Source organism: Microbulbifer sp. VAAF005 (genome assembly GCF_030012985.1).
In the GTDB taxonomy this organism is placed as follows: domain Bacteria; phylum Pseudomonadota; class Gammaproteobacteria; order Pseudomonadales; family Cellvibrionaceae; genus Microbulbifer.
Map to the genome: position 1 here is coordinate 2463064 of NZ_CP120233.1, position 22352 is coordinate 2485415.

Below are 22352 nucleotides of genomic sequence, written 5' to 3' on the forward strand. Positions count from 1 at the left end.
AATTCACTTAAAAATAACTAGTAGGTAGGTGCGACAAGATATGAAGTTATTCAATCGCGACCGCTTAAACTCAGTGATCGCAGTAAGTGCAATTATGATTTCTCTGGCATCCTTCTATGCCACCTATTTACAAGCCAGAGCTGCCAATCAACAAGTCAAAATAATGACAATGCCTGTTATTCAGTTCAGCCATGGCAACTATGACGAGGAGAGCAATCAAAGCAAAATTACATTTGGCTTTCGCAATGCTGGGGCCGGCCCTGCCATCCTAAAATCCGTTAGCTTTAAATATAAAAATGTAGAATACTCAAGCACCCATGATTTTTTGCGCGCCTGCTGTCAGGAAGAGCATAAAATGATGAAAAATAAATTTAATAGAAACTATAATAATCACCACCCACCCCTTGACGAAGGCTTTCAAAGCTCTTCAGAAATAAATGAAGTTATCATTCCCTCACAGTCGGAGTACCCTTTCTATTCTTTAAGTCGTGGCACTGCAACTTCTGAACTATGGGAAAAAATTAATCAAGAAAGATGGAACCTTTCAATTTCCGCCTGCTTCTGCTCCCCACTGGGAAATTGCTATGAATCAAATTCAAAGAAAATCTCTATGGAAGTAAATCAGTGCCCTGACAATTAACTACTTTAATAGGCAGATTCTTAGCGTTAAAACCCATTCAAAATATATACAGGCAGGATGCCACAGTGAACATTGATATCAACTGCGATCTGGGTGAAGGTGCTGATTTACACAGCTGTGACAGGGACGCCCAAATCATGCCGTTTATTTCCCGTTGCAATATAGCTTGCGGCGGTCACGCTGGCACTCCCGAGATCATGGGTAGATCAATCGAAAACGCCCTAAAAAATAGTTTAAAAATCGGCGCGCACCCCAGCTACCCCGACAGGGAAAATTTTGGCCGCAAATCTCTAGTTATTCCTCAAAATAAATTACTCGACTCTCTTTGCGCACAAGTAAACCAACTAGAAAATATCGCGCGTAGCCTAGGAGCAACTTTAGACCATATTAAACTACACGGCGCTCTCTACAATGATACAGAGTCAAACAGAGAACTCGCTAAAAGTATTATTACCCTACTCGACAAAGAATATCCTTCACTGAAAATTATTGGGTTAGCCAACGCTGCCATGCAGTTCGCTGCTGCCAAACAAAATAAAACATTTATTCGCGAAGGATTTATGGATAGGCAGTACCTCAGCAATAACCAACTAGCTCCACGCTCAATGGCGGGTGCTGTTATTGCTGAGACAGAACAGTGCTTACAGCAGGCTATCTGCTTGGCAAAGGGCTTAGAATTTAACGATTATCTTGGTGAAAAATTGCAATTCTCTGTGGATACCATCTGCCTCCACGGCGATAATCCCCAAGCGCCCATTATCGCCAGACAACTTAATCAACATCTCAATGCAAACGGCGTGAGTATAGCTCGGTGACACACCCTGCCCCCCATATACCATTAGCTATTACCATTAACGGAGATTGTGCAGTAGATATCCGCTTTTCCGGCAAACCATGCAAAGCTCTTAGCCGGACAATTATCGGTTTGAGAGCGGCTCTATTAAATGAAGTGCATCCAGGTATCATTGATATCATTCCTGCATACCAGTGCTTAACTGTTATTTTCAATCCTTCCCTATGGGATCACAAAACCTTATACCAATTACTCACTAAAACTACCGAGGACTTTCTAAACAACCCTGCCCCCTTCACCAGTAGACCACGTATAGTGCGTATTCCCGTATGCTACGAAGAAGGCTTTTCTCCAGACCTTGAGGCATTATCAGAACATACCAAATTATCGTCACAGGAAATCATCAAACGACATACCGCACAACGTTACTTAGTGCATATGTTGGGCTTTACTCCAGGCTTCTTATACCTTGGCGGACTTGACCCAAAGCTATATTGCCCCAGAAAAGAAACTCCCCGAACCAGAATTCCCGCAGGCGCTGTCGGGATAGGTGGAGAACAAACAGGCATCTACCCACAAGCTACACCGGGGGGATGGCAAATTATTGGCCAGACACCCCTTAGTCTTTTTCAACCTGCGGAACCCTCCCCATTTATCGCTGCACCTTTAGATGAAATTGAATTTTATGCAATAGATTCTCAGCAATTTCATATACTCTCGCAGAGTACTAAAAGTAGTTCACCCTAAAAAGGAGGGTCTATGGGTATTCACTTTCTTCGAGCGGGGCTACAGACAAGTATTCAGGATCTGGGTCGTCCAGGCATGATGCACTGTGGAATTCCATGGGGAGGTGCTGCCGACCCACTATCGATGAAAATAGCCAACCTGTTATTAGGAAACCCGTTAGGGCACCCAACCTTTGAGATCACCCTGCTCGGCCCTAGAATCGAATTCCTCTGCAATCTCACTATCGCTATAGCCGGAGGCCAATTCAGAGGCTCCTTAAATAACGAGTCAATTGATAATTTCCGAACCTATAGGGTTAAGCCTGGTGATATTTTGGATATAGCTCAAGCTATTTCCGGTGCAAGAATCTACCTTGCGATTTCTGCCAAGATAGACGCACCCAATATCTTAGGTAGCTCTGCAACTCACATTATTAGTAAATTTGGCGCAAATAGTGGCAAACCGATCACATCTAACGAAGTCATCCACTTTAAAGAAGTCCACACCGCAAAAGAATCTGTACTAAATAAAAGATTTCACCTTCACTACTCACATAATTCAAAGCTACGGCTAGTGGCTGGACCAGAGAGCAACTTATTTTCCAAGAAATTTATTGAACACTTTTACGGCTCAACCTATCTGGTTTCTACCCAAAGCAATCGTATGGGCATTCGTCTATCCACTAAAAACAATTCTACAATTCATAAAATTACAAACGGAAAGACACAACTATCATCAGCAGGACTCTATCCCGGCAGCATTCAAGTACCACCCGATGCCAATCCTATTATTTCCTTTATTGAGGGACAGACTATTGGCGGGTACCCCCGAATAGGCCATATTATAAAATCGGAACTTCATCGCCTGGGCCAGCTAGCCCCAAAAAACAAAATCACATTTCAAGAAATAAGCATTGAAGAATCGCGCGAAATTTTCAAAAAGAAACAAGACCTAATTAAAAAACTCCAACAGAGCCTGAATCTTAAACACAGGGAGGCACTATCCCTTTAATACAAGCATAAAAATTATCAGATACAGAACTATTTAGCGCTCAAAAATAACACCATAAAGTATAAAATAAAAATTACGCCAAAATATATAAAATAATTTTAATAAAAGTTTAAATGGAATATTTTTGAGCAAAAACAGAAGAAATATAACAGAAACTCTGTGACCGACAAGTTTCCCCTCATATCTTTCTAGACCAAAACATCATTATTAACTAACCTCATTGGGTTTTACCCAAACAGCGATTTGGACTAGCGTGCAAGTTGATTATCTATAGGGAGCAAATAACCTCCAAACAATTATTGCAGGATCAACAAAGCACACTCCAAAGAGAAAACACACAATACCTTAAGGGGATTAATAATGATAAAAATTCTCCGTGGTTTTATTTCAATACTCTTAGCGAGTTCTCTACTTATCACAGCGCATGCAAATGCAGAACCGGGTGATTACAACTTCTGGACTACCCTAAAGCATTTGTTTGATCCACCCAATGCCGATGCGCCAGTCACCTCACAGCAAGCTGAAGGGATGTATCCACTAACTATGGATGATCCCAGTTTTAATGATGATTTTGATCCTGGCGACTACAACACCTGGCAAAAAATTGATGTACCTACCAATACAGGTGCCATGTGTGGGAATGGATCACCCTATAAGTTCTTTGTTCACCGTGTTCCAGATACCAGTAACACCATTTTCTATTTCGAGGGTGGTGGGGCATGCTGGGACTATGAAAGCTGCTCAGGACAAGCTGGTATTCGCGGGGCTCGCAACCCCAATGGCATTCCCGATGATTACCTAAGCAATGTGCACTTGTTAGATTTTACAAATTTCGAAAATCTTACTACCGCTGGCGTATCCCCTTTGATTTATACACATCACCCCTACGACCAGTATAAAACTGGCGAGTGGAATATGGTTTATGTACCGTATTGCACAGGGGATATCTACGTAGGCGATAAAACTGAAATATACGAGGACACTACTGGCGAGAACCCCGACCTTATCTGGCACCACAATGGATTACGCAACGTTCAGGCAGTTACTTCCTGGGTGAAAAATAATTTGCAAAAACCGAAGCAGATGCTCGCTGCGGGTTGTAGTGCAGGTAGTATTGGTGCTCTGTTTAATTATTCGAAGTTGCGCGAGGATATGAATGTCGATTATGGCTATCTCCTCGATGATTCAGGCCCTCTCTATCAGGCACCTTTAGACGGGAGTGACAGCACCCAATATCCCTCTTTACCGCTACATAAAGAAGTGCTGCGTTCTTGGACTACCTATACCGCCGATAGCGATGAAAGCTCGGAAAATCCCATCACTATGTTAAAAGCCATAACACCGGGATTCGAAGCCAATCAGCTAGCCTCACTTTATGCTGCGCTTTCCAATAAATTCCCCTCAGATCGACTGGGTATTACGCACTTTCTTGCTGACGGGAATTTTTCATCGTACTCCTACGAGAGATTTTATGAGGATATTTATAATGATCCCGATGCAGACTCCCGTTTAAATAAATTGCGACAGCGCTGGCAGAAAGATACCCATGAAAATTTGATTCCACTGCTGGATCAAACTAGTAACTGGGGCTATTACTTCCCGATGTTCCGCAACTTGAACGAGAGCCACTGCACAACCATTATCGATTTAAACTATGGTGAGATTGCCGAGCACGGGCTTGAATTAAAAGATTTCCTCGACAACATCGTCAATCATAACGGTGGAGGAATGATTCGGGCATACGAAACCGATGAGGTTTCAGATTATGAGGACAATAGTAACTGGTTCTATGATCTGATCGGCTTGTTTATGTAATTAAAATGCCCCCAGCGCTGCCGGTAACTCGCTGGCAGCGCTGAATGATAGAAAGCCTAACTGCCATATACCGCCTCACGGGCGTCCTGAAGGCGTTTACGTAAGTATTCATGTCTACTCATACCATCGGGAAAGGATGTCATCTGCTGAACTTCCTCAACGATCGAGCGCTCAAGATCCTTATAGGTGGAAAAGCCCGGAACCTCGACATGAGGGTCGTAATCCCTGATCACCGTTTGCGCTTTATCCCGATAAATATTAAATAGCTCTTCAGCTCTTTGGGTGAACTCTGCCTGGTTAAGGCTATTTTTTTCCAGCCAGGCCAACTTCATTGAAAGCGCTTCATAGCCTGTAATACGCGATTCCCGCTCTATTTTTTCAATTGCATCCCAAGCCTCTTCACCAGAGAGATTGCCCAGGTCTGCAAAGTAGTCCTTGAGCGCCTGCTTAACATTCTCACGGTCCAGATAAGCCTGAACCCGAGGATGATTTAATAACTCTTCGACCTCCGCATGTTCCAGCTGGGACCAGGGTATGCTGTCAGAAATATTCTTTACTAATTCACTATCATCTTTTAGCGGCTCTATCATCTGGCGCACCTTGGCCACACTTGAGCGCACATCAATATCGTAGTGATCAACCCCTACAACGGCGAGCGTTACTGCTCCGGCAAGCAAAATCAGCTTTTTCATAATTAGTTACCGAGCAAATTAGAAATTATGTATTTGTCTGTCGGTAACTATCTAAGCAGAGAATTGGGAGAGCATGAAAGAAAATAACGCCCTCACCAATGAATAAAGTGCCAATATCTTACAGACTGATTAGCTAGCCAACCCAGTTAACAGCTTGCTCATCGTCTTTTTTTCCTACACAGGGCTCATCCTTGGTCTTCGGCGCCACATAGCCTACCTGTTGCTCCCGCGGAAGGTTTGCGGACTCCCAATTGGAAACCGCTTCTGCGCATAGGTTGCGTTGCTCAGGGGATAGCGCAACACCATTGGGCCATTTTCCAAGTTCAATGGCCCGCTTTAAGCTGCCCACAATCTCGGGATTCAAACTCTTTAACACTTGCTCAAAAGACATACAAAAATCTCCCTATGGCAAAAAAAAGGCCGGTCAAAGACCGGCCTTCCGTAGCGCTATGGCTAATAACGCTTAAGCTTCAGCAGCTTCGTCTTCTACTTGAGGACGGTCTACCAGCTCAACGTATGCCATCGGCGCCTTATCACCAGCGCGGAAACCACACTTCATGATACGGATGTAACCACCAGGACGGGCTTCGTAACGAGGACCCAGCTCGTCGAACAGCTTACGCACAGCATCCTTATCACGGATACGAGCGAAAGCCAGACGGCGGTTAGCAACACTGTCTTTCTTAGCCAGAGTGATCAGCGGCTCGGCAACGCGGCGCAGTTCTTTGGCTTTGGCCAGTGTGGTTTTGATCAGTTCGTGCTCCACCAGAGAGGCGCTCATGTTCTTGAACATGGCCTTGCGGTGAGCGCTCGTGCGGCTGAATTTACGGCCACTATAGCGATGACGCATGACTCAATTCCTTACGACCTAAGTTGCTGTCACAGCAGGTCGTTCTGGAGCGGTGTCGCGCTAAGCTGTAGCACCGCTCGGGTTCTTTCTACTAATCACGACACCGTCGCGACTACCAAATGCTTACAGGGGGCTTAACTTGCTGTCGCCTTTCAGGCTGGCCGGCGGCCAGTTTTCCAGGCGCATACCCAGGGACAAACCACGGGAAGCCAGTACGTCCTTGATTTCAGTCAGAGACTTCTTACCAAGATTCGGCGTCTTCAGCAGTTCTACTTCAGTGCGCTGAATCAGATCACCGATGTAGTAAATGTTCTCTGCCTTCAGACAGTTCGCCGAACGTACAGTCAACTCCAGGTCGTCTACCGGGCGCAGTAGTACCGGATCAACTTCAGGCTCTTCAGCCTTCGGCTGTGCATCCTTCTCGCCTTCCAGGTCCACAAATACTGCGAGCTGTTGCTGCAGAATAGTGGCGGCGCGACGAATAGCCTCTTCCGGGTCCAGGGTACCGTTGGTCTCCAGATCCAGAACCAGCTTATCCAGGTCAGTGCGCTGTTCTACACGCGCGCTTTCCACGCTGTAGGAAACGCGACGCACTGGGCTGTATGAAGCATCCAGCTGCAGACGGCCAATTGCACGGCTTTCCTCTTCCTCGCCACGACGAGCATCGGCGGGCTGGTAGCCACGGCCGCGCGCTACAGTGAGACGCAGGTTGAGCTCGACATCACCAGTAATATTGGCGATCACGTGCTCAGGATTAACGATCTCGATGTCGTGATCTACCTGGATATCTCCAGCAGTCACCGCACCTGGGCCCTTTTTGCTCAGGCTCAATACCGCCTGATCCTTACCGTGCATAACAACGGCGATTTCTTTCAGGTTGAGCAGGATTTCAATTACATCTTCCTGCACACCTTCGATCGCGCTGTACTCGTGCTCGACACCTTCGATTTCCACCTCGGTGACGGCGCAGCCCGGCATGGAGGACAGCAGGATGCGACGCAGCGCATTGCCAAGAGTGTGGCCAAAGCCACGCTCCAGGGGCTCCAAAATCACTTTGGCGTGATTCGGATTGTACTCGGTGACGTCAATACGACGCGGTGTCAAAAACTCGTTGACAGCAGTCTGCATAGCCATACCTGTTTACAGTTGCATTCCTTAAAGTGGACTTATTGTTACTTGGAGTACAGTTCCACGATAAGGTTTTCGTTGATCTCTGCCGGCAGATCGACACGATCCGGAGTGCGCTTGAAAGTGCCTTCCAGTTTGCTCGCGTTTACGTCTACCCACTCGACATCGCCACGCTGGGCAGCGAGGGAAACGGAATTCTGGATACGCAGCTGCTTCTTGGCTTTCTCACGTACAGCGATAACGTCGCCTTCTTTAACCTGGAAAGAAGGGATGTTAACGGTAGTGCCGTTTACAAGAATCGCTTTGTGGGAAACCAGCTGACGCGCTTCAGAGCGAGTTGAGCCGAAGCCCATGCGGTAAACCACGTTGTCCAGACGCTGCTCGAGAAGTTGCAGCAGGTTTTCACCTGTAGCGCCCTTCAGACGTGCTGCTTCCTTATAGTAGTTACGGAACTGCTTTTCCAGTACGCCGTAGATACGACGAACTTTTTGCTTTTCACGCAGCTGAATACCGTAGTCGGACAGACGACCGCGACCAGCGCCGTGCTGACCGGGTTTGGATTCTGCGCGACACTTGGAGTCGTGCGGACGAACACCACTCTTCAGCTGCAGGTCAGTCCCTTCACGACGGGACAGTTTACATTTTGGTCCAATATAACGTGCCATTTTGTCAGCCCCCTCTTACACGCGACGCTTTTTAGGTGGACGACATCCGTTATGCGGGATAGGCGTCACGTCGGTGATGTTGGTGATCTTGTAGCCGCAGTTGTTCAGTGCACGAACGGCAGATTCGCGACCGGGGCCAGGGCCCTTAACTTCTACGTCGAGGTTTTTCAGGCCGTATTCCTGAGCTGCAGTACCTGCGCGCTCAGCGGCAACCTGGGCTGCAAACGGGGTGCTCTTACGCGAGCCACGGAAGCCAGATCCACCTGCGGTGGCCCAGCTGAGGGTATTACCCTGGCGATCAGTGATCGTCACGATCGTGTTGTTGAACGATGCGTGGATGTGGGCAATACCGTCGACAACGGTCTTTTTGACCTTTTTGCGAACAGTAGTTTTTGGCTTAGCCATACCAGTATCCTAAATCCTGTATCAAATCCCCTCGGCGATTAGCCGGACGGGGCATCTTGAACCGCGATTTCGCGCCTTTTAGTTAAGGCTTACTTGCGAATCGGCTTGCGCGGACCCTTACGGGTGCGAGCATTGGTCTTGGTGCGCTGACCACGCAGCGGCAAGCTGCGACGGTGACGCAGACCGCGATAACAACCCAGGTCCATCAAACGCTTGATGTTCATGGATATTTCACGGCGCAGGTCGCCTTCCACGGTCAGTTTTGCAACTTCACCACGGATGGTTTCGATCTGCTCTTCAGACAGTTCGCGGATTTTGGTGGATTCAGCGATACCAACCGCTGCCAAAATAGACTTAGCCGTAGTGCGACCAACCCCATAAATGTGGGTCAGGGAGATTACGGCGTGCTTGTGGTCTGGTACATTGACACCAGCAATACGTGCCATAGAGGCGTACTCCACGTATTGGAGTCACTGCTTTATATTAAGTATGTGACTCTACTTTGATTTCGGCGCTGACAGCGACTAAAAAACCGGCGGCGCCACCAAAAAGGCGCGCAAGAATAGCTTTTCAGACACTAATTTGCAATAGCCAACGTCCGCATCGGTCCCCCGAAGCGGATGAAGACGACAGTCAACGCCCCCAGTTGGAAGTTTGCTGTTGCTCACTTCCCACCCCAAAAAACTTCCCGGGGTGTTGCCATTCGATACGGGGCTGTATCGAGTAGCGAATTTTTCCAGCTTTTACAGAGGCGCCCTGTGGGCGCTCTCCGCAAGGGGCTGGCCCCTTCTTAGCCTTGACGCTGCTTGTGACGTGGCTCAGCGCTGCAGATTACCCGCAGAACACCCTTGCGACGCACGATTTTGCAGTTACGGCAGATCTTTTTTACAGAAGCGCGTACTTTCATGACCTTACCTCAATTCAATCAAACTGCGAGCAGGCGACGCCCTAGCGACGACCGTAGCTTTGCAGGTTAGATTTTTTCATCAAACCCTCGTACTGGTGCGACAGCAGATGCGATTGTACCTGTGCCATAAAGTCCATCACTACGACTACAACGATCAGCAGTGAGGTACCCCCCAGATAGAAGGGAACGTTAAACCCAACCACCAGGAACTGCGGCAGCAGGGATACCAGTGCGATGTATACAGCACCCACCAGAGTGAGGCGAGTCAGCACGCTATCGATATAGCGGGCCGTCTGCTCTCCAGGGCGAATACCTGGCACATAAGCACCGGACTTTTTCAGGTTATCCGCAACTTCATTCGGGTTGAACATCAACGCCGTGTAGAAGAAACAGAAGAAACCAATCAACAGTGCGAACAGAATAATGTTCAGCGGTTGCCCTGGTCCAAGCTGCAACGCCATCCACTGCAGGATCTCTGCACCGAGACCTTCCCCGCCCTGACCAAACCACTGTGCCAGTGTGGCCGGGAACAACAGGATACTGCTGGCAAAGATTACCGGAATTACACCGGCCATGTTTACCTTCAGCGGCAAGTGGCTCGCCTGTGCAGCTGGAGCTGCAGAGTAACGTCCCGCTTGGCGCCTGGCGTGGTTGATCGTAATGCGACGCTGGCCGCGTTCCATAACAACCACAAAGAACACTACAGCAAGAGCGATGACGCCAATCATCAACAGCATGAGTATGTGCAGCTCACCCTGTCTCGCCTGTTCAAATGCCTGGCCGATGGCACCGGGTAAACCGGCGACAATACCGGCAAAAATCAGCATGGAAATGCCGTTGCCAACACCGCGCTCAGTGATCTGCTCACCGAGCCACATCATAAATACAGCACCAGTCACCAGTGACGTTACCGCCACAAAGTAAAAACCAAACGCGGGCTCAGATGAGTAAGCCAGGTTCTGCCCTGCCAGGCCGAAAGTCATACCGATCCCCTGAATCAGGGCCAGTATTACCGTCAGATAGCGGGTGTACTGGTTGATCTTACGTCTTCCGGCCTCCCCTTCCTTCTTCAACGCTTCCAGAGAGGGAGTCACCGCGCTCATCAACTGCATGATGATGGACGCGGAGATGTAGGGCATGATGCCCAGCGCCAGAATACTCATCCTTTCCAGGGCGCCGCCTGAAAACATGTTAAACAGGCCAAGGATGGTTCCCTGGTTCTGGTTAAACAGGTTTGACAGCTTTTCCGGATCAATGCCGGGCACCGGAATATGTGTCCCCAGTCGATAAACAAGAATCGCTAGAAACAGAAAACGAAGGCGAGCCCAAAGCTCGCCCAATCCCTTGCTGTTGCCCAGGGGATTTCCACCGGATCCTGGTCGTGCCATTGGCGCCTCGATTAGTCTTCTATTTTACCGCCAGCAGCTTCAATCGCTGCCTTTGCACCTTTGGTAACTCCCAGACCCTTAACGGTAACAGCTTTGGTCAGCTCACCTGAGAGGAACACTTTGGCGCGTTTAATATGGCTGCCGATAATATCGGCATTCTTAAGCGCTGCCAAATCGATTACGTCATTTTCTACCTTCGCCAGCTCAGCCAGACGTACTTCTGCGGTAAAGCGAGAAACACGAGCGGTGAAACCGTACTTAGGAAGACGCTTCTGCAAAGGCATCTGACCGCCTTCGAAGCCCGGACGAACACTGCCGCCGGAACGCGCTTTCTGACCTTTGTGGCCGCGGCCACCGGTCTTACCAATTCCGCTACCAATACCGCGACCAACGCGCTTGGCGCTGTGCTTGTGGCCTGGTGCTGGAGACAAGTCGTTCAAACGCATGTTATTCCCCCTCAACCTTAACCAGGTAGTTTACTTTGTTGATCATACCGCGCACGGAGGGAGTATCCTCCACTTCCACTGTGTGGCCGATGCGGCGCAGGCCCAGACCCGCAACGCACGCCTGATGACTTTTCAGGCGTCCGTTGATGCTTTTGGTCTGGGTCACTTTTATGGTCTTCTTAGCCATGGTCTTAACCCACCAATAACCTTAAATCCGAGCTGTAATTAGCCCAGAATCTCTTCGACAGATTTACCGCGCTTGGCAGCTACATCTTCCGGGCTCTGCATTTGCTCCAGAGCTTTGAAAGTTGCACGTACTACGTTCACCGGGTTGGTGGAGCCGTAACACTTAGCCAATACGTTGTGTACACCAGCCATTTCCAGAACGGAGCGCATAGCACCGCCGGCAATTACACCGGTACCCTGGGAAGCGGGCTGCATGTAAATCTTGGAACCGCCGTGGCGACCATTGGTAGCGTACTGGATGGTGTCACCATTCAGGTCTACCTGGATCATGTTGCGGCGTGCAGATTCCATCGCCTTTTGAATCGCTACAGGCACTTCACGTGCCTTGCCGCGACCAAAGCCAACACGGCCATTGCCATCACCAACTACGGTCAGTGCGGTAAAGGCGAAGATACGACCACCTTTAACAGTCTTGGCAACGCGGTTGACCTGGACCAGCTTCTCCTGCAGGCCTTCGTCGTTGCTTTTGTCTTTCTCTCTAGCCATAACTCAACCCTTAGAATTTCAGACCGGCTTCGCGGGCAGCGTCAGCCAGAGCCTTAACACGGCCATGGTATCTGAAGCCGCTACGATCGAAGGCAACTTGTTCAACGCCAGCGGCTTTCGCGCGCTCAGCGATCAGTTTGCCAACTGCGGCAGCAGCGTCAGCGTTGCCAGTTTTACCAGAGCGCAGGTCCTTGTCCAGGGTAGAGGCGGAAGCCAATACCGCGCTGCCTTCGGCAGACAGGATCTGTGCGTAAATGTGGCGCGGGGTGCGGTTCACGGTGAGGCGAACGGCGCCCAGCTCACGGATCTTGGCGCGGGCACGACGTGCACGACGCAAGCGAGATGCTTTCTTAACGTTCATATCTATGCCCTACTTACTTCTTCTTGGCCTCTTTGCGATACACGCGCTCGTCGGCATAACGGACACCCTTACCTTTGTAGGGCTCCGGCGGACGGAACGAGCGGATCTCAGCGGCCACTTGGCCCAGCAGCTGTTTATTGCTGCTCTTCAGTACGATTTCAGTCTGGGATGGAGTTTCCGCAGTCACGCCTTCCGGCAACTGATAATCGATCGGATGGGAGAAGCCCAGGGTCAGGTTAACCGCTTTACCGGCTGCTTTCGCACGATAACCAACACCCAGCAACTGCAGCTTCTTCTCGAAGCCCTTGCTTACGCCTATCACCATGTTATTGACCAAAGCACGGGTGGTACCCGCCAAGGCTCTGGCCTGCTTGGAGTTATTGCGCGCGGCAAAAGTCAGCTGGCTTTCAGCCTCGCTCACTTCTACATCACCGTGAATAACCATATCCAGGTTACCGCTACCGCCTTTAACAGCGATATTTTGACCTTTCAGGTCTACGGTTACACCTGCGGGGATAACTACCGGACTATTTGCTACTCGAGACATTGCAACCCCCGCTTAGAATACGGTGCAAAGCACTTCGCCACCGATACCAGCCTGACGTGCAGCGCGGTCAGTCATCACACCATTAGAGGTGGAAACGATCGCGACACCCAGGCCACCACGTACGGTAGGCAGAGCTTTTTTACCAGTGTAAGCGCGCAGGCCCGGACGGGAAACGCGATTGAGCTCGGCAATAACCGGCTTGCCCTGGAAGTATTTCAGAGCAATGGTCAGTTCCGGCTTAGCGCCTTCGCTTACGTTTAAATCAGTAACGTAACCTTCGTCTTTCAGGACTTTGGCCACTGCTACTTTCAGTTTGGATGATGGCAGGGTGACTTCCGCCTTTCCGCGCGCCAGGGCATTGCGGATGCGAGTCAGCATATCTGCCAACGGATCTTGCATACTCATCTTATGAGACTCCTCAAATCTGCCTTAAACCAGCTGGTAATTACCAGCTGGACTTCACGAGGCCAGGAACATCACCACGCATCGCAGCTTCACGAAGCTTGTTACGGCACAGGCCGAACTTGCGGTATACAGCGTGGGGGCGACCAGTAATACGACAGCGGCGTTGCTGACGTACCGGGCTTGCATCGCGCGGCATTTTCTGCAGCTTGAGTTGAGCCTCCCACTGCTCCTCTTCGGAAGCAGTGGAACTGGCGATGATCGCCTTCAGCTCTTGACGCTTCTCGGCGTACTTAGCTGCGGTTCGAGCGCGCTTGTTTTCGCGCGCAATCATGGATTTCTTCGCCATGGAATCCTCTTAACCCTTGAAAGGGAAGTTGAACGCTTTCAGCAGCGCACGACCTTGATCGTCGTTTGCAGCTGTAGTGGTAATACAAATATCCAGACCGCGGAGCTTGTCTACTTTGTCGTAGTCAATTTCCGGGAAGATGATTTGCTCAGTCACGCCCATAGAGAAGTTACCGCGGCCGTCGAACTGCTTCGGGCTAATGCCACGGAAGTCGCGGATACGCGGAATCGCGATGTCAACCAAACGCTCCAGGAACTCATACATGCGCTCACCGCGCAGAGTTACCTTGCAGCCGATCGGCCAACCGTCACGAATCTTAAAGCCCGCAATAGACTTGCGCGCTTTAGTAACGATGGGCTTTTGACCAGTAATTGCTGTCATATCGTTGACAGCGTGCTCCAGCACCTTCTTATCACCAATCGCTTCACCAACACCCATGTTGATGGTGATCTTGGTGATGCGCGGCACTGCCATCACATTCTCGAGACCAAGCTCTTCTTTTAGCTTGGCCACGAGGTCCTTAGTGTAGAGCTCTTTAAGCTTTGCCATGATCTACCAACCTGCTTTTGCGTCAAGAGCCTTAGATGGCTTCGCCGCTGGATTTGAAGACGCGAATCTTAGTGCCGTCTTCCAGTACTTTAAAGCCCACCCGGTCAGCCTTCTGGGTGTTAGGGTTGAAGATGGCTACGTTGGAAGCTTGGATAGCAGCTTCTTTCTCAACGATGCCACCTGCAATACCCATCTGTGGGTTTGGCTTTTGGTGCTTTTTGATCATCTGTATGCCGGAGACAATCAGACGACCGTCGTTCAGTACTTTACGTACTGAACCACGTTTGCCCTTGTCACGACCGGCGATAACGATCACTTCGTCGTCACGCTTGATCTTGCGCATAACTCTTCTCCGCTCGAGGCCTAGATAACTTCGGGAGCGAGGGAGATGATCTTCATGAACTTCTCACCGCGCAATTCGCGAGTTACCGGACCAAAAATACGGGTGCCAACCGGCGCCAGTTGCTGGTTCAGCAGCACCGCTGCGTTATCGTCAAATTTAATCAGGGAACCGTCCGCGCGACGCACACCTTTTTTGGTGCGAACCACAACGGCGTTCATTACCTGACCTTTCTTCACTTTACCGCGGGGGATGGCTTCCTTAACGGTTACCTTGATAATGTCGCCCACGCCGGCATAACGACGATGGGAGCCGCCCAGCACCTTGATGCACATGACGCGGCGAGCCCCACTGTTGTCAGCTACTTCTAAGTAGGATTCCGCTTGAATCATTGTCTCTCTCCGAAACCTTTCAATTCGGCAGTCAATGCGCTAGGGGTTATACCTTCGCCGCACGCTCTACAATTTTCTGCAAAGCCCAAGATTTGCTCTTGGACAGAGGACGAGATTCCTCGATGGTTACAACATCACCGATGCTGCAATCATTGTTCTCATCATGTGCCTTGAGCTTTGTGGACTTGTTTACAATTTTGCCGTAGATCGGGTGCTTAACACGGCGCTCGATCAAAACGGTGATGGTTTTATCCATCTTGTCACTCACAACCTTGCCGGTCAGAGTACGCTTCAGTTTTGCTTCAGCCATGATTAATTACCTGCCTTCTCGGTCAACACAGTCTTTATGCGAGCAATGTCGCGACGAGTCTGCTTCAGCAGATGAGTCTGAGCCAGTTGACCGGTGGATTTTTGCATACGAAGCTTAAATTGAGCTTCGAGCTGGTTCAGCAGTTCCTGGTTCAGCTCTTCAACTGACTTTTCGCGTAGATCTGCAGTCTTCATTACATCACCGAACGCTTAACGAAAGTTGTTTTTACAGGCAGCTTGGCCGCAGCTAGTGCGAAAGCCTCACGAGCCAGCTCCTCGGACACACCCTCCATCTCATAGAGGACCTTGCCCGGCTGGATCTGAGCTACCCAGTATTCAACGCCACCTTTACCTTTACCCATTCGAACTTCGAGGGGCTTATTGGTAATTGGCTTGTCTGGAAACACACGAATCCAGATTTTACCGCCACGTTTAATGTGACGAGTCATTGCGCGACGAGCCGCTTCGATCTGGCGCGCAGTAATGCGACCACGACCGGTAGCCTTAAGGCCAAACTCGCCAAAGCTCACTTTAGAGCCGCGCTGAGCAAGACCGCGGTTGCGACCCTTCTGTACCTTGCGGAATTTTGTACGCTTTGGTTGCAGCATTTGCGTACCCCTTATTTAGCAGCTTTTTTGCGGCTCTTTACCGGCTTCTCATCGGGCACTTCGTCACCGATTACCTCGCCTTTAAAGATCCACACCTTGATACCGATGATGCCGTAAGTAGTCTTCGCTTCAACATTGGCGTAGTCGATGTTGGCGCGCAGGGTGTGCAGGGGCACACGGCCTTCGCGATACCATTCGGTACGCGCGATTTCTGCACCGCCAAGACGGCCACTTACTTGAATCTTGATACCTTCGGCACCCTGACGCATAGCGTTCTGTACGGCACGCTTCATAGCGCGACGGAACATAACACGGCGTTCCAGCTGCTGGGCAACGTTCTGGCCAACCAGAGCCGCGTCCATATCAGGCTTGCGCACTTCTTCGATGTCGATGTGCACAGGTACGCCCATCTGCGCGCTTACTTCTTTGCGCAGACGTTCTACGTCTTCACCTTTTTTACCGATCACGATGCCCGGACGTGCAGTGTGAATCTTCACACGTGCAGTGTTTGCCGGACGTTCGATCTCGATACGGCTCACAGAAGCGTGGGCCAGTTTTTTGCGAATGTATTCGCGAACTTTCAGATCCGTGTACAGCTTGTCTGCGTACTCGTCGCTGCCGGCATACCAAACAGAGGTATGCTTTTTAACGATACCCAGACGAATGCCGGTAGGATGTACTTTTTGTCCCATGGTTTTCTCGCCTGCTCTCTTATTTCTCGGCCACTTTCACAGTGATGTGACAAGTACGCTTAAGAATGCGATCAGCACGACCTTTAGCACGCGGCTTAATGCGCTTCATGGTCATACCTTCGTCCACAAAAATTGTGGAAACCTTCAGCTCGTCAACGTCAGCACCTTCGTTGTGCTCAGCGTTGGCAATGGCCGACTCCAGTACTTTCTTAATGATCGCCGCACCCTTTTTAGTACTGAAAGCCAGTATATCCAGGGCCTCTTCAACGCCTTTGCCGCGAACCTGATCAGCTACCAGTCGCGCCTTTTGCGCCGATAGACGTGCGCCGCGTAATTTTGCTGCTACTTCCATCTTTATAACCTCGGCTTAGCGCTTCTTCGCTTTCTTGTCCGCAGCATGACCGCGGTAAGTGCGGGTAGCAGCGAACTCGCCCAGTTTATGGCCAACCATTTCTTCGTTAACCAAAACGGGCACGTGTTGACGACCGTTGTGCACGGCAATCGTCAGTCCAACCATTTCCGGCATAATCATGGAACGGCGGGACCAGGTTTTAATCGGCCGGCGATCGTTTGCTGCAATCGCTGCCTCCACCTTCTTGATCAAATGCAGATCAATAAAGGGACCTTTCTTTAATGAGCGTGGCACTGTCGATTCCTCTCTAGCTGCTCAGACATCGCGCGGCTTACTTGCCGCGACGACGTACTATCATCTTATCGGTGCGCTTGTTCTTGCGCGTTTTCTTACCCTTGGTCGGAACGCCCCACGGAGTAACCGGATGACGACCACCAGAGGTACGGCCTTCACCACCACCGTGCGGGTGATCTACCGGGTTCATCGCCACACCGCGAACGGTAGGACGAACACCACGCCAGCGTGCAGCACCAGCTTTACCCAGCTTGCGCAGGCTGTGCTCGGAGTTGCTCACTTCACCCAGGGTTGCGCGGCACTCAGCGAGAACCTTGCGCATTTCGCCGGAACGCAGACGAATGGTCGCATACTGACCTTCACGAGCTACCAGCTGCACAGAGGCACCAGCAGAACGGGCCAGCTGAGCGCCTTTGCCTGGCTTCAGCTCGATCGCGTGGATTACAGAACCTACCGGAACGTTGCGCAGAGGCAGAGTGTTACCCACAACAATCGGTGCGGCATCGCCGGACTGAATGGTGGCACCTGCTTTCAGGCCTTTCGGTGCGATAATGTAACGACGCTCACCGTCGGCGTAACACACCAGAGCGATGTGTGCGCTGCGGTTGGGATCGTACTCCAGACGCTCAACTTTAGCCGGAATACCGTCTTTGTTGCGTTTGAAGTCGATTACACGGTAGTGCTGCTTGTGGCCACCACCGATGTGACGGGTAGTGATACGACCATTGTTGTTACGGCCACCACTTTTGCTCTTGCTCTCCAACAGAGGAGCGTAAGGAGCACCCTTGTGCAGGTCGGTGTTAACAACCTTAACCAGGTGACGACGGCCGGCGGAGGTCGGTTTTGTTTTTACAATTGCCATTGTAACGGTCCCCTTTACTCAGCAGCTTCAAAATTGATGTCGCTGCCCTCAGCCAGGCGAACGTAGGCTTTTTTCCAATCGCTGCGCTGGCCCATGCCATTGCGAGTGCGCTTGGTTTTGCCCTTTACGTTCACGGTGCGAACCTGCTCAACGGAAACGTTAAACAGCTTCTCAACCGCAGCCTTGATCTCAGCTTTCTCGGCGTCGGTGGTAACCTTGAAAACTACCTGATTGGCGCTATCCGCCAGTCCAGCAGCTTTTTCGGAAATTACCGGGCCCAGCAGTACTTTGTAGAGTCGCTCTTGGTTCATCCCAGCACCTCTTCAATTTTCTTGAGCGCAGAAACGGTAACCACGACCTTATCAAAGCGAATCAGGCTTACTGGATCGATCGCCTGTACATCGCGGACGTCGATCTTGTGCAAGTTGCGTGCGGCCAGGTAGAGGTTTTCGCTAACCTCTTCAGTCACGATCAGCGCATCGGACAGGTCAAACTGAGCCAGCTTGCTTACCAGCTGCTTGGTTTTGGGCGCGTCCACATCAAAGGACTCAACCACTACCAGGCGCTCCTGACGAGCCAGCTCAGACAGAATGCAACGCAGTGCAGCGCGGTACATTTTTTTGTTCAGCTTAACGCTGTGATCGCGTGGATCAGCGGCGAAAGTTACGCCACCGGAACGCCACAGCGGGCTGCGGATAGTACCGGCACGTGCGCGGCCAGTACCTTTTTGGCGCCATGGCTTCTTACCACCACCAGAAACATCGGAACGATTTTTCTGCGCCTTGGTACCCTGGCGAGCGCCGGCCATGTAGGCCACAACTGCCTGGTGTACCAGATCTTGGTTGAACTCACGTCCGAAAGTCACTTCAGAGACAGCTACTGTGCCTTTAGCGCCTTCGGGAGTAGCGATATTCAGTTCCATATCTATTTCCCCTCAGACTTAGGCTTTAACTGCCGGACGAACGATAACGTTGCCACCGGGTGCACCGGGTACAGCGCCTTTAACCAACAGCAGGTTGCGTTCGGCATCGACACGAACCACTTCCAGGTTTTGCACGGTTACGCGCTCAGCACCCATATGTCCGGCCATCTTCTTGCCTTTCCATACGCGGCCAGGAGTCTGACATTGACCGATAGAACCGGGTGCGCGGTGAGACAGGGAGTTACCGTGGGTTGCGTCCTGGGTGCGGAAATTCCAACGCTTAACGCCGCCCTGGAAGCCTTTACCTTTGGAAGTGCCGGTTACGTCGATCATCTGGCCAGCTTCGAAGCTGGAAACAGTAATTTCAGAACCGATTTCGAAAGTCTCTTCGGAACCGTCAGTGCGCAGTTCGAAAAGATTTGTGCCAGCCTCTACATTGGCTTTGGCGAAGTGGCCCGCTGCGGGCTTGGAGACACGGGAAGCTTTGCGGCTGCCTACTGCTACTTGAACAGCGCTGTAACCGTCAGTTTCCTGAGTTTTCACTTGGGTGACGCGATTCGGAGCAACCTCAACAACGGTTACCGGAATGGATACGCCATCTTCAGTGAAGATGCGAGTCATGCCGCTCTTGCGGCCGACAATACCTATAGTCATCTTTTTTAACCTCTCAGTGCACGGGGCTTTAACCCACTGCGGCCGCCCAATTTCAGAGCGTTACACTACCCGGACCGTTTTCGCCCGGGATTCGGTAGTTAGTAAAAGTGTTAGCCGAGACTAATTTGGACCTCAACACCGGCCGCCAGATCGAGCTTCATCAGCGCGTCGACGGTTTTCTCGGTAGGCTCAACGATGTCCAGCAAACGCTTGTGAGTACGGATCTCATACTGATCGCGAGCGTCTTTATTAACGTGCGGGGAAATCAGTACGGTGTACTTCTCTTTGCGAGTCGGCAGCGGGATAGGACCGCGAACTTGTGCGCCAGTGCGCTTAGCCGTCTCTACGATCTCCTGAGTGGACGCGTCGATCAGCTTGTGATCGAAGGCCTTCAGGCGAATACGGATACGTTGACCCTGCATGGAATCAAACTCCAATTATTAACTAAAGAACGTCCTCTTACGCAGCCCCGAGGGCGGGCGAAAAGGAGCGCGAATTCTACGGGGAGCGCAGCAGGCTGTCAACTGTACAGGCTGATCAAATTTCAATCTGTTGAAACTACAATTGAATACCCCAAGCGGAACGAGGTATCCACAATGACTATCGCCGCAACACTGAGTCAATATTTAAATGACCAATCGGTCGATTATCACCTGATTCAGCACCCACACACTCGCACCAGCCGGGAAAGCGCCCGCGCCGCCCACGTGCGGGAAGATCAGGTGGCAAAAGCGATTTTGCTTCAGGATATAGAGGGTTACGTAATGGCTGTGATCCCAGCCAGCAGCAGCCTCGACATGCGCTCGCTTCACAATGAGACCGGGCGAAACTCACTGCAAATGGTCTCCGAAACCGAACTCGGCGCCATATTCCCAGACTGTGAACTGGGCGCCCTGCCCGCCCTAGGCCAGGCTTACGGCATTACCACCCTGCTAGACACCAGTCTTGGACACCGTGAAACCATTTACTTTGAGGCCGGTGACCACGAAGAACTGGTTGAGATGAGCGGCCCTCAATTCACCAAGCTGTTTGCGGGCAGCAGAAGCTGCGATTTAAGCCGGGATTGGCCATAAGCTCGCTAGATTAAAAGCAAATATTAGCGGCCGCAGATATGCCGGAAAGGATTCAATATTAAGCCCCTAACAGAGAGGGGTGATGCTCGCAGCACCAAACAACACCAGCTGGTGCAAGTAGGCAATTATCGGGCACAAAAAAAGCCGCAGCGCGTCCGCTGCGGCTTTTTAGTTAGATCAGGAGTAACTATTACTCGATGATCTTGGCAACAACGCCCGCACCTACGGTACGACCACCTTCGCGGATAGCGAAGCGCAGGCCGTCTTCCATGGCGATCGGAGCGATCAGGGTAACAACCATTTGAATGTTGTCGCCCGGCATTACCATTTCAGTACCTTCCGGCAGCTCTACCGCACCAGTTACGTCGGTAGTACGGAAGTAGAACTGAGGACGGTAGCCTTTGAAGAACGGGGTGTGACGACCACCTTCGTCCTTGGACAGTACATACACTTCCGCTTCGAACTTGGTGTGCGGAGTGATGGAGCCCGGCTTAGCCAGTACCTGACCACGCTCTACTTCGTCACGCTTGGTGCCGCGCAGCAGTGCGCCGATGTTCTCACCAGCACGACCTTCGTCGAGCAGCTTGCGGAACATTTCAACACCAGTACAGGTGGTAGTGGTTGTTTCTTTGATACCAACGATTTCGATCTCGTCGCCAGTGTTGATCACACCGCGTTCTACACGACCAGTTACAACAGTACCACGGCCAGAGATAGAGAATACGTCTTCGATCGGCATCAGGAACGGCTGATCTACAGCGCGCTCTGGCTCAGGGATGTACTCGTCCAGAGTCTCTACCAGCTTCTTAACAGCGGTAGTACCCATTTCGTTGTCGTCTTCGCCGTTCAGGGCCATCAGAGCGGAACCAACGATGATCGGAGTGTCGTCACCTGGGAACTCGTACTGGTCCAGAAGTTCGCGAACTTCCATTTCTACCAGCTCGAGCAGCTCTTCGTCGTCTACCATGTCCGCTTTGTTCAGGAATACAACGATGTAAGGTACACCTACCTGACGGGAAAGCAGGATGTGCTCACGAGTCTGCGGCATGGGGCCGTCAGCTGCGGAACATACCAGAATAGCGCCGTCCATCTGAGCAGCACCGGTGATCATGTTCTTAACGTAGTCGGCGTGTCCCGGGCAATCTACGTGCGCGTAGTGGCGGGTCGGGGACTCGTACTCAACGTGAGAAGTAGCGATGGTGATACCGCGCTCACGCTCTTCCGGTGCATTGTCGATACCGTCGAAAGCAACAGCGTCACCGCCCCAAACTTCCGCACATACGCGGGTCAGAGCAGCAGTCAGGGTGGTTTTACCGTGGTCAACGTGACCGATGGTGCCCACGTTCACGTGGGGCTTGGAACGTTCAAACTTTTCTTTTGCCATCTTTAGATGTCCTCTAGCTAAAAGTTTGCCAAAGGGGCCCCAGCTGTTGGCCCGACCCCCTTTA

At 51.0% G+C, this 22352-nt stretch carries 37 protein-coding genes; 6 read left to right on the top strand and 31 right to left on the bottom strand.

Annotated features, from left to right (window positions below; genetic code table 11):
* Positions 1–40: 40 nt before the first annotated feature.
* From P0078_RS10830 to P0078_RS10850, 5 genes are all read left to right on the top strand, one after another.
* On the top strand, positions 41–640 hold the full coding sequence (locus tag P0078_RS10830) for a hypothetical protein (protein WP_282934380.1): 600 nt from the start codon (positions 41–43) through the stop codon (positions 638–640).
* A 65-nt stretch (positions 641–705) separates the two neighbouring features.
* Positions 706–1455 carry a 5-oxoprolinase subunit PxpA gene (gene pxpA / locus P0078_RS10835; RefSeq protein ID WP_282934381.1) on the top strand — a complete coding sequence of 250 codons (750 nt, stop codon included), beginning with the start codon at positions 706–708 and terminating at the stop codon, positions 1453–1455.
* Complete coding sequence (gene pxpB / locus P0078_RS10840; protein WP_282934382.1) at positions 1452–2180, top strand: 5-oxoprolinase subunit PxpB; 729 nt, start codon at positions 1452–1454, stop codon at positions 2178–2180. The genes pxpA and pxpB overlap by 4 nt, the downstream gene beginning before the upstream one ends.
* Positions 2181–2192: 12 nt before the next feature.
* Positions 2193–3170, top strand: a complete 978-nt coding sequence (locus P0078_RS10845) for a 5-oxoprolinase subunit C family protein (RefSeq protein ID WP_282934383.1) — start codon at positions 2193–2195, stop codon at positions 3168–3170.
* Positions 3171–3530: 360 nt separating this feature from the next.
* Entirely contained in the window at positions 3531–4985 is a 1455-nt protein-coding gene (locus P0078_RS10850) for a pectin acetylesterase-family hydrolase (protein ID WP_282934384.1), read from the top strand.
* 56 nt (positions 4986–5041) lie between these two features.
* On the opposite strand, the gene P0078_RS10855 is transcribed toward P0078_RS10850, so the two are convergent.
* The 30 genes from P0078_RS10855 to rpsJ form a co-directional block, all read right to left on the bottom strand.
* Entirely contained in the window at positions 5042–5677 is a 636-nt protein-coding gene (locus P0078_RS10855) for a hypothetical protein (RefSeq protein WP_282934385.1), read from the bottom strand.
* A 133-nt stretch (positions 5678–5810) separates the two neighbouring features.
* Entirely contained in the window at positions 5811–6068 is a 258-nt protein-coding gene (locus tag P0078_RS10860) for a YeaC family protein (protein ID WP_282934386.1), read from the bottom strand.
* A gap of 72 nt (positions 6069–6140) precedes the next feature.
* Entirely contained in the window at positions 6141–6527 is a 387-nt protein-coding gene (gene rplQ, locus P0078_RS10865; RefSeq protein WP_108731671.1) for a 50S ribosomal protein L17, read from the bottom strand.
* Between the two features lie 123 nt (positions 6528–6650).
* On the bottom strand, positions 6651–7655 hold the full coding sequence (locus P0078_RS10870; RefSeq protein ID WP_282934387.1) for a DNA-directed RNA polymerase subunit alpha: 1005 nt from the start codon (positions 7653–7655) through the stop codon (positions 6651–6653).
* Between the two features lie 44 nt (positions 7656–7699).
* Positions 7700–8320, bottom strand: a complete 621-nt coding sequence (gene rpsD, locus P0078_RS10875; protein WP_108731669.1) for a 30S ribosomal protein S4 — start codon at positions 8318–8320, stop codon at positions 7700–7702.
* A gap of 15 nt (positions 8321–8335) precedes the next feature.
* Positions 8336–8725, bottom strand: coding sequence for a 30S ribosomal protein S11 (rpsK, locus tag P0078_RS10880; protein WP_020411406.1), 390 nt, complete (start codon positions 8723–8725; stop codon positions 8336–8338).
* An 89-nt stretch (positions 8726–8814) separates the two neighbouring features.
* Complete coding sequence (gene rpsM, locus P0078_RS10885; protein WP_282934388.1) at positions 8815–9171, bottom strand: 30S ribosomal protein S13; 357 nt, start codon at positions 9169–9171, stop codon at positions 8815–8817.
* 344 nt (positions 9172–9515) lie between these two features.
* Positions 9516–9632, bottom strand: coding sequence for a 50S ribosomal protein L36 (rpmJ, locus tag P0078_RS10890; protein ID WP_010133825.1), 117 nt, complete (start codon positions 9630–9632; stop codon positions 9516–9518).
* Positions 9633–9673: 41 nt separating this feature from the next.
* Positions 9674–11020 (bottom strand): preprotein translocase subunit SecY, encoded by a 1347-nt coding sequence (gene secY / locus P0078_RS10895; RefSeq protein WP_282934389.1) that lies wholly within the window; start codon positions 11018–11020, stop codon positions 9674–9676.
* 11 nt (positions 11021–11031) lie between these two features.
* Entirely contained in the window at positions 11032–11466 is a 435-nt protein-coding gene (gene rplO / locus P0078_RS10900) for a 50S ribosomal protein L15 (protein WP_282934390.1), read from the bottom strand.
* A gap of 1 nt (position 11467) precedes the next feature.
* Positions 11468–11653, bottom strand: coding sequence for a 50S ribosomal protein L30 (gene rpmD / locus P0078_RS10905; RefSeq protein ID WP_020411402.1), 186 nt, complete (start codon positions 11651–11653; stop codon positions 11468–11470).
* A 38-nt stretch (positions 11654–11691) separates the two neighbouring features.
* Positions 11692–12198 (bottom strand): 30S ribosomal protein S5, encoded by a 507-nt coding sequence (gene rpsE / locus P0078_RS10910; RefSeq protein WP_282934391.1) that lies wholly within the window; start codon positions 12196–12198, stop codon positions 11692–11694.
* 10 nt (positions 12199–12208) lie between these two features.
* Positions 12209–12559, bottom strand: coding sequence for a 50S ribosomal protein L18 (gene rplR, locus P0078_RS10915; protein WP_282934392.1), 351 nt, complete (start codon positions 12557–12559; stop codon positions 12209–12211).
* A 13-nt stretch (positions 12560–12572) separates the two neighbouring features.
* Positions 12573–13106: a 50S ribosomal protein L6 gene (gene rplF, locus P0078_RS10920; RefSeq protein ID WP_282934393.1), complete on the bottom strand. Its 534-nt coding sequence runs from the start codon at positions 13104–13106 to the stop codon at positions 12573–12575.
* A gap of 12 nt (positions 13107–13118) precedes the next feature.
* Complete coding sequence (gene rpsH / locus P0078_RS10925) at positions 13119–13511, bottom strand: 30S ribosomal protein S8 (protein WP_282934394.1); 393 nt, start codon at positions 13509–13511, stop codon at positions 13119–13121.
* Positions 13512–13551: 40 nt separating this feature from the next.
* On the bottom strand, positions 13552–13857 hold the full coding sequence (gene rpsN / locus P0078_RS10930) for a 30S ribosomal protein S14 (protein ID WP_020411397.1): 306 nt from the start codon (positions 13855–13857) through the stop codon (positions 13552–13554).
* A 9-nt stretch (positions 13858–13866) separates the two neighbouring features.
* Complete coding sequence (gene rplE, locus P0078_RS10935) at positions 13867–14406, bottom strand: 50S ribosomal protein L5 (protein WP_020411396.1); 540 nt, start codon at positions 14404–14406, stop codon at positions 13867–13869.
* A 31-nt stretch (positions 14407–14437) separates the two neighbouring features.
* Complete coding sequence (rplX, locus tag P0078_RS10940; RefSeq protein ID WP_108731661.1) at positions 14438–14749, bottom strand: 50S ribosomal protein L24; 312 nt, start codon at positions 14747–14749, stop codon at positions 14438–14440.
* Positions 14750–14769: 20 nt separating this feature from the next.
* A complete protein-coding gene (gene rplN / locus P0078_RS10945) occupies positions 14770–15138 on the bottom strand; it encodes a 50S ribosomal protein L14 (RefSeq protein ID WP_067151032.1) in 369 nt (122 codons plus the stop codon).
* Between the two features lie 46 nt (positions 15139–15184).
* Positions 15185–15448: a 30S ribosomal protein S17 gene (gene rpsQ / locus P0078_RS10950; protein ID WP_108731660.1), complete on the bottom strand. Its 264-nt coding sequence runs from the start codon at positions 15446–15448 to the stop codon at positions 15185–15187.
* Between the two features lie 2 nt (positions 15449–15450).
* Complete coding sequence (gene rpmC / locus P0078_RS10955) at positions 15451–15642, bottom strand: 50S ribosomal protein L29 (protein ID WP_020411392.1); 192 nt, start codon at positions 15640–15642, stop codon at positions 15451–15453.
* Entirely contained in the window at positions 15642–16055 is a 414-nt protein-coding gene (gene rplP, locus P0078_RS10960) for a 50S ribosomal protein L16 (protein ID WP_282934395.1), read from the bottom strand. Before rplP ends, rpmC begins: the two co-directional genes overlap by 1 nt.
* Positions 16056–16066: 11 nt before the next feature.
* The gene (gene rpsC / locus P0078_RS10965; protein ID WP_282934396.1) at positions 16067–16747 is read right to left on the bottom strand and encodes a 30S ribosomal protein S3; all 681 of its coding nucleotides are present in this window, start codon (positions 16745–16747) and stop codon (positions 16067–16069) included.
* Positions 16748–16766: 19 nt separating this feature from the next.
* Positions 16767–17099, bottom strand: coding sequence for a 50S ribosomal protein L22 (rplV, locus tag P0078_RS10970; RefSeq protein WP_282934397.1), 333 nt, complete (start codon positions 17097–17099; stop codon positions 16767–16769).
* A gap of 15 nt (positions 17100–17114) precedes the next feature.
* Positions 17115–17393: a 30S ribosomal protein S19 gene (rpsS, locus tag P0078_RS10975; protein ID WP_069946924.1), complete on the bottom strand. Its 279-nt coding sequence runs from the start codon at positions 17391–17393 to the stop codon at positions 17115–17117.
* 37 nt (positions 17394–17430) lie between these two features.
* On the bottom strand, positions 17431–18255 hold the full coding sequence (gene rplB / locus P0078_RS10980) for a 50S ribosomal protein L2 (protein WP_108731657.1): 825 nt from the start codon (positions 18253–18255) through the stop codon (positions 17431–17433).
* A 14-nt stretch (positions 18256–18269) separates the two neighbouring features.
* Positions 18270–18566 (bottom strand): 50S ribosomal protein L23, encoded by a 297-nt coding sequence (gene rplW / locus P0078_RS10985; RefSeq protein ID WP_282934398.1) that lies wholly within the window; start codon positions 18564–18566, stop codon positions 18270–18272.
* The gene (gene rplD / locus P0078_RS10990) at positions 18563–19177 is read right to left on the bottom strand and encodes a 50S ribosomal protein L4 (protein WP_020411385.1); all 615 of its coding nucleotides are present in this window, start codon (positions 19175–19177) and stop codon (positions 18563–18565) included. The genes rplW and rplD overlap by 4 nt, the downstream gene beginning before the upstream one ends.
* An 18-nt stretch (positions 19178–19195) precedes the next feature.
* Positions 19196–19831 carry a 50S ribosomal protein L3 gene (rplC, locus tag P0078_RS10995; protein ID WP_108731654.1) on the bottom strand — a complete coding sequence of 212 codons (636 nt, stop codon included), beginning with the start codon at positions 19829–19831 and terminating at the stop codon, positions 19196–19198.
* Positions 19832–19941: 110 nt separating this feature from the next.
* A complete protein-coding gene (rpsJ, locus tag P0078_RS11000) occupies positions 19942–20253 on the bottom strand; it encodes a 30S ribosomal protein S10 (RefSeq protein ID WP_010133849.1) in 312 nt (103 codons plus the stop codon).
* 174 nt (positions 20254–20427) lie between these two features.
* Here rpsJ and P0078_RS11005 point away from each other — a divergent pair, with 174 nt between their 5' ends.
* Entirely contained in the window at positions 20428–20904 is a 477-nt protein-coding gene (locus P0078_RS11005) for an aminoacyl-tRNA deacylase (protein WP_282934399.1), read from the top strand.
* A gap of 190 nt (positions 20905–21094) precedes the next feature.
* Here P0078_RS11005 and tuf read toward each other — a convergent pair whose 3' ends face one another.
* On the bottom strand, positions 21095–22288 hold the full coding sequence (gene tuf / locus P0078_RS11010; RefSeq protein WP_108731642.1) for an elongation factor Tu: 1194 nt from the start codon (positions 22286–22288) through the stop codon (positions 21095–21097).
* Positions 22289–22352: the final 64 nt, after the last annotated feature.